The 13,103-nt window shown below is 69.9% G+C and carries 9 protein-coding genes; 7 read left to right on the top strand and 2 right to left on the bottom strand.

All coding sequences use genetic code 11. The annotated features are described in order from the left end of the window. Window positions 1-3 precede the first annotated feature (3 nt). The 6 genes from ACZ6MZ_RS06700 to ACZ6MZ_RS06725 all read left to right on the top strand — a co-directional run bounded on the left by ACZ6MZ_RS06700 (window position 4) and on the right by ACZ6MZ_RS06725 (window position 10,082). Window positions 4-1,023, top strand: coding sequence for an ABC transporter permease (locus ACZ6MZ_RS06700; RefSeq protein WP_469350227.1), 1,020 nt, complete (start codon window positions 4-6; stop codon window positions 1,021-1,023). Continuing rightward, complete coding sequence (locus ACZ6MZ_RS06705) at window positions 1,020-2,084, top strand: ABC transporter ATP-binding protein (protein ID WP_469350229.1); 1,065 nt, start codon at window positions 1,020-1,022, stop codon at window positions 2,082-2,084. The genes ACZ6MZ_RS06700 and ACZ6MZ_RS06705 overlap by 4 nt, the downstream gene beginning before the upstream one ends. Before the next feature lie 55 nt (window positions 2,085-2,139). Next, a complete protein-coding gene (locus tag ACZ6MZ_RS06710; protein WP_469350231.1) occupies window positions 2,140-3,552 on the top strand; it encodes a GH1 family beta-glucosidase in 1,413 nt (470 codons plus the stop codon). Window positions 3,553-3,607: 55 nt separating this feature from the next. Next, the gene (locus ACZ6MZ_RS06715) at window positions 3,608-5,488 is read left to right on the top strand and encodes a discoidin domain-containing protein (protein ID WP_384336750.1); all 1,881 of its coding nucleotides are present in this window, start codon (window positions 3,608-3,610) and stop codon (window positions 5,486-5,488) included. Window positions 5,489-5,535: 47 nt separating this feature from the next. Next, on the top strand, window positions 5,536-8,619 hold the full coding sequence (locus tag ACZ6MZ_RS06720) for a glycoside hydrolase family 3 N-terminal domain-containing protein (RefSeq protein WP_469350233.1): 3,084 nt from the start codon (window positions 5,536-5,538) through the stop codon (window positions 8,617-8,619). A gap of 116 nt (window positions 8,620-8,735) precedes the next feature. After that, window positions 8,736-10,082, top strand: coding sequence for a hypothetical protein (locus ACZ6MZ_RS06725; RefSeq protein ID WP_469350235.1), 1,347 nt, complete (start codon window positions 8,736-8,738; stop codon window positions 10,080-10,082). Window positions 10,083-10,153: 71 nt separating this feature from the next. On the opposite strand, the gene ACZ6MZ_RS06730 is transcribed toward ACZ6MZ_RS06725, so the two are convergent. Continuing rightward, window positions 10,154-10,774 carry a YceI family protein gene (locus ACZ6MZ_RS06730; RefSeq protein ID WP_389787945.1) on the bottom strand — a complete coding sequence of 207 codons (621 nt, stop codon included), beginning with the start codon at window positions 10,772-10,774 and terminating at the stop codon, window positions 10,154-10,156. 199 nt (window positions 10,775-10,973) lie between these two features. Between ACZ6MZ_RS06730 and ACZ6MZ_RS06735 the strand changes: the two genes are divergently transcribed. After that, window positions 10,974-11,483 (top strand): hypothetical protein, encoded by a 510-nt coding sequence (locus ACZ6MZ_RS06735; RefSeq protein WP_384336742.1) that lies wholly within the window; start codon window positions 10,974-10,976, stop codon window positions 11,481-11,483. Window positions 11,484-11,572: 89 nt separating this feature from the next. Here the strand turns inward: ACZ6MZ_RS06735 and ACZ6MZ_RS06740 are convergent, their stop codons facing one another. Then, entirely contained in the window at window positions 11,573-12,778 is a 1,206-nt protein-coding gene (locus ACZ6MZ_RS06740; protein ID WP_389787947.1) for a glycoside hydrolase family 64 protein, read from the bottom strand. Between the last annotated feature and the right edge of the window lie 325 nt (window positions 12,779-13,103).

Consider the following 13,103-nt stretch of genomic DNA (forward strand, 5'->3'; position numbering starts at 1 on the left):
GCCATGGCCGTCACCGCTGTCGAAGCCGCCGTCCTCGACGCGGCCGAAGCCCCGGCGCCCAGCAGGCGGATCAGGCTGCGCTTCCTGCGGGGCGGGAAGACCGTCACCGGTCTCGCCATCCTCGGATTCTTCGTCCTGCTCGCGGTCATCGGCCCGTGGATCGCGCCGTACGACCCCGGCAAGATGAGCGACGCCATCCTCCAGGCGCCCTCCTCGGCGCACTGGTTCGGCACCACCCAGACCGGTCAGGACGTGCTCTCGCAGATCCTCGTCGGCACCCGGGGCGTGCTCGTCGTCGGCTTCGTCGCCGGGGTATTCGCGACGGTCCTGTCCGTGCTGATCGGCGTCAGCGCCGGCTTCCTGGGCGGGGTCGCGGACGAACTGCTCTCGGCGCTCTCCAACATCTTCCTGGTCATCCCGGCCCTGCCGCTGATCATCATCATCGCGAGCTTCGTCGCGGACGCCGGGGACATGCTGATCGCCGTCGTGATCGCCCTCACCTCCTGGGCCTGGGGCGCCCGCGTGCTGCGCGCCCAGACGCTCTCCCTGCGCCGCCGCGACTATGTGGAGGCGGCCAGAGCCACCGGCGAGCCCACCTGGCGGATCATCTGCTTCGAGATCATGCCCAACCTCACCGCCGTGATCGCGTCCGGTTTCGTGGGCACCGTCATCTTCGCCATCCTGCTGGAGATCACCCTCGCCTTCACGGGCGTCGCCGACATCTCCAACTGGAACTGGGGGACGGTCCTCTTCTGGGCCCAGTCCAACCAGGCGCTGGCGCAGGGCGCGTGGTGGTGGTTCGTACCGGCGGGGCTCTGTATCGCCCTGCTCGGCGCGGCCCTCTCGCTGATCAACTTCGGCATCGACGAGTTCATCAACCCGCGGCTGCGCACCGGCACCGGCGCCTCCCGGAAGGTCCGGATGCGGGTCGGCTTCACGCCCGTGGCCCGGACGAGCACCCCGGTGGCCCGTACCCCCGAAGGCCGTGCGGGCCGTACGCACGACAAGGAGCCGCGCCCATGACCTCTCGCCCCGTCCTCACCATCAGCGGGCTCAATGTCGACTACGGCACCGGAAGCGGCGCGGTGCGAGCCCTGCGCGACGTCGATCTGACCCTGCACCGCGGCGAGGTCCTCGGCCTCGCCGGGGAGTCGGGCTCCGGCAAGTCGACCCTCGCCTACGCCGTGACCCGGCTGCTCTCCCCGCCCGGGGTGATCACCGGGGGAGACGTCCACTACCACCCGTACGACAAGGGTCCGGTGGACCTGTTGGGGCTCACCCCGCAGCAGCTGCGGGCGTTCCGCTGGCAGGAGCTGTCGATCGTCTTCCAAGGCGCGATGAACTCCCTCAACCCCGTGCACACGGTCCACAGTCAGCTCACCGATGTGCTCAAGGCCCACCGCCCGCAGATGAGGTCCGCCGAGCGCACCGCGCGCGCCGAGGAACTGCTCTCGCTGGTCGGTATCTCCACGGACCGGCTGGTCGCCTACCCGCACCAGCTCTCCGGCGGAATGCGCCAGCGCGTGATGATCGCCATGGCGCTCGCGCTGGAGCCGGAGATCGTCATCATGGACGAACCGACCACCGCGCTCGATGTGGTGATGCAGCGTCAGATTCTGCGTCAGCTGGTCAGACTCCGCGAGGAGCTGGGCTTCTCGGTCGTCTTCATCACCCATGACATCTCGCTGCTGATCGAGTTCTCCGACCGGATCGCGATCATGTACGGCGGACGGATCGTCGAGGAGGCCGGCGCGGCCGAGATCTACCGCGACCCGCGCCATCCCTACAGCGACGGACTGCTGCACTCCTTCCCCGCGCTGCACGGCCCCCGTCGCGAGCTGACCGGAATCCCCGGCTCGCCCCCGCATCTGTCCGCGATGCCGGCCGGCTGCGCGTTCCATCCGCGCTGCGGCAAGGCGTTCGAGCCCTGCTCGGGTCAGGTCCCCGCGCTGGCCCCCGTCCCGGCCGGCACGGCCGGCGGGCCCGCCCGCTCGGTGGCCTGCTGGCTGCATCACCCGGCGCCGGACGCCGCGCCCGGCGCCGGCGAAGGCGCCGCGGACGCCGCCTCGGTTAACCCCGTCTGACCACCTCCGCCCAGCCCCGCGCACCGCCGTGTGTTCCCCCTGACCCAGGAGACCCATGAACGCCACCACCCCCCAGGCCCTCGCCCGACCCGCCGTGGCGGTCCCCGGTCTGCCCACGGGCTTCCGCTGGGGCGTCGCCACCTCCGCCTACCAGATCGAGGGCGCGGCTGCCGAAGACGGCAGGACCCCCTCGATCTGGGACACCTTCTGCCGGGTTCCGGGCGCTGTCGTGGGGGGCGAGCACGGCGATGTGGCCTGCGACCACTATCACCGGATGGCCGAGGACGTGGAGCTGATCGCCGGGCTCGGTGTCGACACGTACCGCTTCTCGCTCGCCTGGCCGCGTATCCAGCCGGGCGGCAGCGGGCCCGCCAACGCCAAGGGCCTGGACTTCTACAAGCGGCTCATCGACGAGCTGCACGGGAAGAACATCACCCCGTGGATCACGCTCTACCACTGGGATCTCCCGCAGGAGCTGGAGGACGCGGGCGGCTGGCCGGCCCGTGACACCGCGTACCGCTTCGCCGACTACGCGGCGCTCGCCTACGAGGCCCTCGGCGACCGCGTCGAGCACTGGACCACGCTCAACGAGCCTTGGTGCTCGGCCGTGCTCGGCTACGACCTCGGTGTCCACGCCCCCGGCAGGAAGAACTTCGGGGACTCCATCCACGCCGTCCACCACCTGCTCCTCGGCCACGGTCTCGCCTCCCGGCGCATCCGCGAGGCCGCCGGCGACCGCCCGCTCGAACTCGGCATCACCCTCAACCTGGGCACCGCCACCCCGGAGACCGGCAGCGAGGCGGACGCCGAGGCCTGCCGCCGCGCCGACGGCATGGGCCGGCGGCTCTACCTCGACCCGCTCGTCCACGGCCGCTACCCCGAGGACGTACTCGCCGACCTGGCGCCGCGCGACGTCGAGATCCCCGTACGCGACGGCGACCTGGAGATCATCTCCGCGCCGCTCGACATCCTCGGGGTCAACTTCTACCGGGGAGCCCTCTTCTCCGGAGTCACCGAAGAAGGCTCACCGGTGGACACCGACGGGCTGCCCGTCACCCGCGGTGTCCCGCGTGACCTCCCCCGTACCGCCATGGACTGGGAGATCACCCCGACCGAACTCACCGACCTGCTCCTGGGCCTGCAGGGCGACTACGGCGTCCCGACGGTCATCACCGAGAACGGCGCCGCCTTCGACGACAGCGTCGCCGCCGACGGCTCCGTCCCCGACGCCGACCGCACCGCCTATCTCGCCGACCACATCGCGGCCGTAGCGGAGGCACGGGCGCAAGGAGCCGATGTACGCGGCTACTTCGCCTGGTCGCTGATGGACAACTTCGAGTGGGCCTACGGCTACGACAAGCGCTTCGGCATCGTCCGTGTCGACTACGACACCCAGCTCAGGACCCTCAAGGACAGCGCCAAGTGGTACCGCGACACGATCCGCCTCACCCGCCCCGCGGCGCGGTAACACCCCCGTACGGACATCGCTCCACTTCCCCGCACTCCCCCACCCGGAGGCACCGATGCCCTCACGTACGACACTCGTAGCCACCACGGCGGCGCTGCTCGCGCTGTCGGCCCCCCTCGCCTTCAGCGCACCCCAGCAGCCCGCCAAGGCCGCCGCGGCCGCGGCGGCCGCCTGGAACACCGACCGGGCCGCGGCCGCCTACGCCGCCAACCCGGCCGCCGTCACCGCGTCCGGCAGTGAGAATGCCGACACCGGTCCCGGCGCCGCCTTCGACGGCAACGGCGGCTCCCGCTGGTCGAGCAACACCTCCGACACCGCCTGGATCCAGGTCGACCTGGGCAGCGTCATCCGCGTCAACGAGGTCAAGCTCGAATGGGAGGCCGCCTACGGCAAGCAGTACGTCCTGGAAGCCTCCAAGGACGGCACCAACTGGCAGAGCTTCTACACCGAGACCGACGGCGCCGGCGGCACCGTGGACGCGCACACCTACCCCCAGGAAGTGACCGCCCGCTACGTCCGGCTGCGCGGTGTCCAGAGAGCCACCGCCTGGGGCTACTCCCTCTTCTCCTTCCAGGTGTACGGAGGCGAGCCCGCGCCCGCCTCCACCACCCGCAGCAACCTGGCTCTGAACCACCCCACGTACGGCAACCTCTACCAGCACGCGGGCAATTCACCGGCCTATGTGACCGACGGCGGCTGGCCCGCGGACCTCAAGGCCGACCAGACCCGCTGGTCGAGCGACTGGAACGTGGACCGCTGGGTCGGTGTGGACCTGGGCGCGCAGTCCCGGATCGAGGCCGTCGACCTGTACTGGGAGGCGGCCTACGCCGTCGACTACGAACTCCAGGTCTCCGACGACAACCGCACCTGGCGCACCGTCTACCGGCCGTCCGCCGGCGAGGTCGCGGCCCGTCGCGCCGACGTCAAGTCCCCGGCCGAGGCCACAGGCCGGCGCGACACGATCAACCTCCCGACCCCGGCGACCGGCCGCTATGTGCGGATGCTGGGCAAGGAGCGCCGCTCCTTCTACAACCCGGCGCCGTCGACCGCCCAGTTCGGCTACTCGCTCTACGAGTTCCAGGTCTGGGGCACCGGCGGCAGCGCGGCGGCGGCCTACCCGGCCCTGCCGAAGAACCCGGGCGGTGCCTACCGCACGACCTTCTTCGACGACTTCACCGGTTCCGGTCTGGACCGGAACAAGTGGCGTGTGGTGCGTACGGGCGCGGAGATGGGCTCCGTCAACGGCGAGTCGCAGGCGTATGTGGACTCGCCGAACAATATCCGTACGGAGAACGGCAGCCTGGTCCTGGAGTCGAAGTACTGCAAGGGCTGCACCACCGTGCCCGGCGGCGGTACGTACGACTTCACCTCGGGCCGTATCGACACCAACACCAAGTTCGACTTCACCTACGGCAAGGTCAGCGGCCGGATGAAGCTCCCCGTCGGCGACGGCTTCTGGCCGGCGTTCTGGCTGCTCGGCAGCGATGTCGACAACCCGTCCGTCTCCTGGCCGGGCTCGGGCGAGACGGACATCATGGAGAACATCGGCTACGGGGACTGGACCAGCACCGCCCTGCACGGTCCCGGCTACTCGGCCGACGGCAACATCGGCAAGCAGCAGTACTACCCGAACGGCGGGCGCGCCGACCAGTGGCACACCTACGCCGTCGAGTGGCTGCCCGAGGGCATGCGGTTCACCGTCGACGACCAGGTGGTGCAGGAGACCTCCCGCCAGAAGCTGGAGTCCACCCGCGGCAAGTGGGTCTTCGACCACAACCAGTACGTGATCCTCAACCTCGCGCTGGGCGGGGCCTATCCGGCCGGCTGGAACAAGGTCACCCAGCCCTACTGGGGTCTTCCGCAGTCGAGCGTCGACCGGGTCGCCCAGGGCGGGATCAAGGCCGAGGTCGACTGGGTCAGGGTCGAGCAGAAGTAACCACGTTCCACAGGTTCACCGGTTCACAGGTCGCTAAAAGGAGCACCATGCACAGCACACGTGTGAGACCGCGACCCGGCACCAGGACGGCGGCGCTCCTCGCGGCCGCCGTCCTGGCGGGGCTGCTGCCTCTCGCCGGGGCCGGATCGTCCGCCGCGGCGGACGATCCGGCCCCGGTGGCCGTCGACCGCTTCGAGGGAGAGGTCCCCTTCGCGAGCCCGCCCGCGGAAGGGATCTTCACCTGGGGCGGCGACGGCGACGACCCGCCGGCCCTGGTCCTCAAGGACCGCGCCGACGCACCCGAGGGCGCCAAGGTCCTCGAAGGCAGCTACAACATCAGCGGGTACGGCGGCTTCAGCCACGACTTCGCCTTCGACAAGCCCTCCCACGACTGGTCGGCGAGCCGGGGCATCCGCTTCTGGTGGTACGGCCAGAACACCGCGCCCCTGCCGCCGGGTTCGGGCAAGAAGATCAACTTCGAGATCAAGGACGGCGGGGCCAACGGCGAGGCCTCCGAGCTGTGGACCACGTCCTTCACCGACGACTGGGAGGGCTGGCAGCTCGTCGAGATCCCCTTCGCCGACTTCCAGTACCGCACCGACTTCCAGCCGGTCGGCGGCATCGACCAGGTCCTGGGGCTGACCGAGATGTGGGGCTACGCCCTCACCCTGCCCACGGGCGAGCCCGGGCAGTTCGCCCTCGACGGGGTGGAGCTGTACGGGAAGGCCGATCCGGCCCTGAGGGCGAGCGTCGTCACGGACGCCGCCGTCCACCCGGTCGCCGAGGGCGCCACGGCCAAGGTCAAGATCTCCGTCGCGACCACCGGGACCGTCCCCCTCGACGAGCCGGTCACCGTCGACTACGCCACCGAGGGCGGCACCGCCGAGGCGGAGAAGGACTACCGGCCGATATCCGGCAGTGTCACCTTCCCGGCAGGAACCCCCTCCGGCACCTTCCGCACGGTCGACATCCCGACCCTCAAGGACAAGGCCGCCGAGAGCGCGGAGACCATTCCGCTGAAGCTCACCGTCACCGGCGCCAAGGCACCGTCCGAGACGCCGCAGGTCGTCATCGACGCGCACGGCCTGCCGTATCTCGACGCCCGGCTGCCGGTCAAGAAGCGGGTCGAGGATCTGCTCTCCCGGATGTCGCCCGCCGAGAAGGCCGGCCAGATGACCCAGGCCGAGCGCAACGCCCTCACGGCGCAGGGCGACATCGCCACGTACGACCTCGGCTCGCTGCTCTCGGGCGGCGGTTCCGTCCCCACGCCCAACACCCCTGAGTCCTGGGCGCGGATGATCGACGCGTACCAGCTCAGGGCGCAGGCCACCCGCTACCAGATCCCGCTGATCTACGGCGTGGACGGGGTGCACGGCCACAACAACGTCATCGGCGCGACGATCATGCCGCACAACATCGGTATCGGAGCGACCCGCGACCCCGCGGTCGCCGAGAAGACCGGCGTGGTGACGGCCAATGAGGTGCGCGCCACCGGTATCCCGTGGGACTTCGCTCCCTGCCTGTGCGTCGCCCGCGACGAGCGCTGGGGCCGTACGTACGAGGCCTTCGGCGAGGACCCGGCCCTGGTGACCGCGATGGAGACGGTCATCAACGGCATGCAGGGCGCCCCGTCGGGCAAGGATCTGTCCCGCAACGACAAGGTGCTGACCAGCGCCAAGCACTACGTCGGCGACGGCGGTACGGAGTACGGCTCGTCCACCACCGGCTCGTACACCATCGACCAGGGCATCACGAAGGTCACCCGCCAGGAGCTGGAAGCGATCCATCTCGCCCCGTTCGCGGAGGCGGTCAAGCGCGGCGCGGCCACGGTCATGCCCTCGTACTCCTCGCTGGACATCCTCGGCGACGACGAGGGCCCGGTGAAGATGCACGCCAACGCCGAGATGATCAACGGAGTGCTGAAGGGCCGGATGGGCTTCAAGGGCTTCGTCATCAGTGACTGGCAGGCGATCGACCAGATCCCCGGCGACTACGCGAGTGACGTCCGCGTCTCCGTCAACGCCGGTCTCGACATGATCATGGTGCCGACGAAGTACAAGGACTTCACCCGGACGCTGCAGGACGAGGTGACGGCCGGCCGGATCAGCGAGGCCCGGATCGACGACGCCGTCTCCCGCATCCTGGAGCAGAAGTTCAAGCTCGGCCTGTTCGAGAAGCCGTACACCGACACCACCAACCTGTCGAAGATCGGCTCGCCGGGCCACCGCGCGGTGGCCCGCGACGCGGCGGCCAAGTCCCAGGTGCTGCTGAAGAACGACGGCGCCGTCCTGCCGCTCAAGCCTTCCCAGAAGGTGTATGTGGCCGGGTCCAACGCCGACGATCTGGGCAACCAGATGGGCGGCTGGTCCATCAGCTGGCAGGGCGCCTCCGGGAAGACCACCACCGGGACGACCATCCTGGAGGGCCTGAAGAAGGCCGCTCCCGACGCCTCTCTCACCTACTCCAAGGACGCCTCGGCCGCCACGGCGGGGTACGACGTGGGTGTGGTCGTCGTCGGCGAGAAGCCGTACGCCGAGGGCCAGGGAGATGTCGGCAACGGCCATGACCTGGAGCTGTCCGCCGAGGACAAGAAGGCGGTCGACACGGTCTGCGCGGCCATGAAGTGCGCCGTGCTGATCGTCTCGGGCCGTCCGCAGCTCATCGGCGAGCAGCTCGGCGACATCGACGCGCTGGTGGCCTCCTGGCTGCCGGGCACCGAGGGCGACGGGGTCGCCGATGTCCTCTACGGCAAGCAGCCCTTCACCGGACAGCTGCCGCTGACCTGGCCGAAGTCGGCCGACTCGCTGCCGATCAACGTCGGCGACGCGTCGTACGACCCGCAGTTCCCGTACGGCTGGGGGCTGACGACCCTCAAGGCGCCGCCCGGCGGCGGACAGCTGACCCTCGCCGCCATCGGGCTCGCGGCGAAGGTGCTGGAGAAGGCGGGCCGCGGTGGCTCCCCGGAGGGCAGGGCCCTGATCGGCCAGGCCAGGCTGCTCGTCCAGCAGAAGATCGGACAGCACCTCACGGCGGCCTCCGCGAAGCCCTTCGCGGACGCCGACCATCTGCTGCTCACCGGTGATCTGACCGGTGCGGTGGCCAAGCTGACGGCGGCCTACCGGGCGGCCTGAGCCGTCCGGCTCGCCTCAGCGAGAAGGACCCCCATGGGTGATGCACCTGAGCCGGCGGCTCAGGTGCATCACCCTTCGCATGTCCGGTATCGCCCTGCTTCGGGTAGCGTCAATGTATGAGGACGAGGCTGTTTTCCGCACTGTTCGGGCTGCTGCTCGCCTTTCTCGCCGCCGGTTTCCTGGTGGCGCCGGGCGCACAGGCGGCCACCGGCCCCACGACCGTGGCCGAGGCCCTCAAGAAGAGCCCGGTCTATGTGGATCCCCGGGCCGCGAGTCAGCTCTCGACGAGCGACGCCGACGCCCTGGCGAAGAAGATCAAGGACGCGGACAAGCCGCTCTTCGTGGCGGTCCTGCCCCAGAGCGCGCAATTCCCGCCGGACAGCGTGCTGAACACCGTGCGCGCCGAGACCGGGGTGACGGGTCTGTACGCCATCCGCCTCGGCGACGGCTTCAACGCGGGCGCGGACCCCGCCGTGCTGTCGAACCAGGCCGTCCGCAATCTCACCGACGCGGTCAAGGCGGGCGGCGCGGTCGACGCCTCGACCGAGCTGAACAACTTCGTCGACCAGGCGCTCCCGCAGACCCGCGGCCATGCCCCGGCTTCCTGGGACTCGGGCTCGGACAGCGCCGGCAGCTCCTCCACCGGACTGATCGTGCTCGGCTCGGTCGTCGTGGTGGGCGGCGCGGGCGCCTACGCCCTGGTGCGCCGGGGCCGCAGCAGGCAGGCCGAGCGGGAGCGGGAGGCACTGGACACGCTGCGCGTCGTCGTGGACGAGGACATCACCGCCTTCGGCGAGGAACTCGACCGGCTGGACTTCCACCCCGCCGAGGCCGGCGCCGATGACGCGATGCGCTCGGACTACGAGCGCTCGCTCGACGCGTACGAGAAGGCGAAGTCCCTGATGGGCTCGGCCGCACGGCCCGACGATGTGCGCGGGGTGACCGAGGCGCTGGAGGACGGCCGGTTCTCGCTCGCCTCGCTCGACGCACGCAGAAAGGGCGCCCCGCTTCCGGAGCGCCGTTCGCCGTGCTTCTTCGACCCGCGCCACGGCCCTTCGACCACCGACGCGCAGTGGGCTCCGCCCGCCGGCGCCCGGCGGACCGTCCCGGTCTGCGCGGCCGACGCGGCCAGGCTGCGCGACGGCGAGGACCCGCTGACCCGTACGGTGCAGACCGAGCACGGCCCCCGTCCGTACTGGGAGGCCGGACCGGCGTACGGACCGTGGGCCGGCGGCTACTTCGGCGGCGGACTGCTGCCGGGGCTGCTGGTGGGCACGCTGCTGGGCTCGATGATGGCGAGCCCGGGCTACGCCGCGGACTTCGGCGGCGGTGACTCCGCCGGCTTCGGCGGCGGCGACTACTCCGGCTCGGACTACGATCCGGGCGACTTCGGCGGCGGAGGCTTCGGCGGGGGAGGGGACTTCGGAGGCGGCGGCGGGTTCGACGGCGGGGGCGGCTTCTAGGACGCCCCCTGCTTCCAGGACACGCCCCGGGGCACCCCCGCCGGTCTCGGCGCCACAGCGTTCGCCGTGGGTCAGGCGGCCTCGGGGGCCTTCTTGATCGCGGAGATGTCGAAGCCCAGCTTGACCTTGTCGCTGACCATCACGCCGCCGGTCTCCAGCGCCGCGTTCCAGGTCAGGCCCCAGTCCGAGCGCAGGATGGTGGCGCTGCCCTCGAAGCCGACGCGCTCGTTGCCGTACACATCGGTCGCGGAGCCGTGCAGCTCCAGGTCGATGGTGAGCGGCCGGGTGACGTCCTTGATGGTGAGGTCACCGGTGAGGCGGTAGGTCTCGGAGTCGATCTGCTCGGTCGCGGTCGAGCGGAAGGACATCTTCGGGAACGTCTCGGCGTCGAAGAAGTCGGCGCTGCGGAGGTGACCGTCGCGGTCGGGCATCCCGGTGTCGACACTGGCGATCGAGACATCGATCGACGCCGAGGAGTCCGCCGGGTTCGAACCGTCCAGGCTCAGCGAGCCCTCGTGCTCGGTGAAGGTGCCGCGGACATTGGTGACCATCGCGTGGCGGACCGTGAAGCTGATGGTGCTGTGGGCCGGGTCGATGGTGTATTCGCCGGTCAGCGCGGCCAGCGCCGGGTCCACCTCACGGGTGGCGGTGGCGACCTGGGCGTTGTCGTTCTTGCGGCCGAAGAGAGACATGACTACTCCTGAGGACTGATTGTTTAACCTTCAACGACCATCACTGTAGACCTGTCTCGTTCGCTTTTCAACAACGTCATCCGATCGATTGCACCGCCCCTCTGGCGGACGCGCGTAGATCTCGGGCAAGATCTCTCTGTTCCACCTGCACCGCCGCCCCATTGGCCCATACGGTCTTCAGCAGGAGAGGGATCCCCCCATGAAAATTCGTTCCGTGCTCAGCGTGCTCGCCCTTGTTCTGGGCGCGCTCTTCGCTCCCGGCTTCGGTGTCTTCAGCGCGGCCACCGATGCCGAGGCCGCCACCAAGCTCACGCATTCCGCGGCGACTTCGCGGTTCAGCTCGTCCGGGATCACCTGGTCCTCGTCCGGTGGCTGCTCCAACCGCAACAACGCGACCTGTACGTCGTTCGACCAGCTCAACCTGATGTCCGCTCAGGGCGCGCAGACCCTGAAGAGCGCCAGCGGTTGCGCTCTGAACATCACCGGCGGTACGGAGACCGGGCACGCCAGTGGCACGTACTCGCACTGGAACGGCTACAAGCTCGACTTCGGCAAGGCCACCTGTGTCACCAACTACGTGAAGAACACCTTCACTTACATCGGTGTGCGCGGCGATGGCGCCCCTCAGTGGCAGTCGGGTGCCGGCAACGTCTACGCGGACGAGGGCAACCACTGGGACGTGACGTTCTACAACTGCGGCGGCTGCTGACCCGCCCTGCTGTACGGCTAGTGCGTGACGGTGCCCCGTCCTCCCCGAACGAGCGGGAGGGCGGGGCACCGTCGCGTGCCGGGCGCGGATCAGGAGCCGACGGACACCGTCCAGCGGCGCGGATTGCCGTCATGGGCGGCGCCCGAGACATCCGGCTGGCCGTCCGGCTGTACGTCGTCGTACGGGAAGGCGTACCCGATCGGGGTGTTGGCGTGCAGCACCCGCGCGAAGTGGTTGGTGACCGGGTCCTTGTAGTAGTCCGCCGCCGTGGCCCCGTTCGGCTGGTCGGCGTGGCTCAGGACCGTCGAGCGGTTGAAGGCGGCGGCGAGCCGGGCGAGCAGCCCCTTCTTGTCGTCCGAGTCGCCCGGGTTGTTGGCGAACGGTCCGCTGTTGCAGGTGAAGATGTCCATCGAGGTCGGCTTGGCGAAGGTGTGGCCCCCGTTGAAGGTGAGCGTGTCGCCGCTGACCCGGCCGGTGAACACGCCCCGGCCGCCCTGGAGATCGATGGTCAGATCGGTGGAGCGGTACTTCTCCCAGACCTGGTCGACATAGCTGTTGAAGACATTCGCGAAGGGCGTCTGGCCGGCCAGGTTCTGCGGGGAGATCACCCGCAGCACCTTTCCGTCCGCACTGCGCAGGATCAGCTTGTCCCAGGGGTGTCCGTCGACGGCCGCCTGGGCGGTGAGCCCGTCCGCGATCTTCTCGAGGGCGCCGTCGGGCAGCGGGGCGACCGTGTGGGTGGCGTCGCCCTCCAGCGTGATGCCGATGGGCAGGGCCGTCACCAGGTCGACGTAGCTGATGTTGGAGTAGAGCTGGTCCGAGTTGAAGGTGAACTCGCAGAACGACCAGGTGCGGCCGTAGTTGGGGTCGGCCTCGGTCGAGAAGGCCGGCTCGACCAGGGCAGGACCCGGGTTGAGGAAGAAGTCCAGCTTGTCGTCGCGTACGAAGTAGACGCGGGCGCCGTACATCTGAGGCAGCGTCAGCACGACCGGCGCGCCGCCCGCGGGGCCCAGCGGGATCGCGCAGTCCACGGGCAGCGGGGTGTGCGGGGCACCGGGCGAGTCGGGGCGGTAGACGCTGCCGTCCGCGCGCAGCAGGACCCAGCCGTTGGTGGCCCCGTCGTGGCCGGTGACATAGGCGTTGACCGAGCCGGGCAGCGACTTGTTCTGCAGGGCGATCTCACAGGTGGCCGGCGCGGCCGACGCCTGCGGGCTGAGAGCGCTCCCCAGGAAGGGGTAGGTCAGGGCTGTCGCGGTGGCGGCCGTACCGGTCAGGAACAGTCTGCGGGATATCACGAATGTTCTCCTGAGATGTGGGGGTACGCAGGGATGCGCGGTGCGTGGGGGGTCGCGCCCTGCGTTGGGCCCCACTCTTGCGACGCATGAGGAAGCAGTCAAGAGTGGGGGCTGAGAGCGCTCTCAGAAGTTTCCCGGTCTTCACACCACCGGCTCGTGGAGCTTCACCACCCCGGCTCATGGCGCGGCAGCGGCGCCGCCGGTTCCCCCGAACGGCCTACCGGCCGCCCTCGGACCCCCACCCGCCGATACGAGATGGCCTCGCGCCGACATCTAGGGGAATCCCACAAGTGGTAGGGGTACCGTGCACTTCAGGAACCCCGCA

The sequence above is a fragment of the Streptomyces sp. NPDC042201 genome (genome assembly GCF_055582185.1).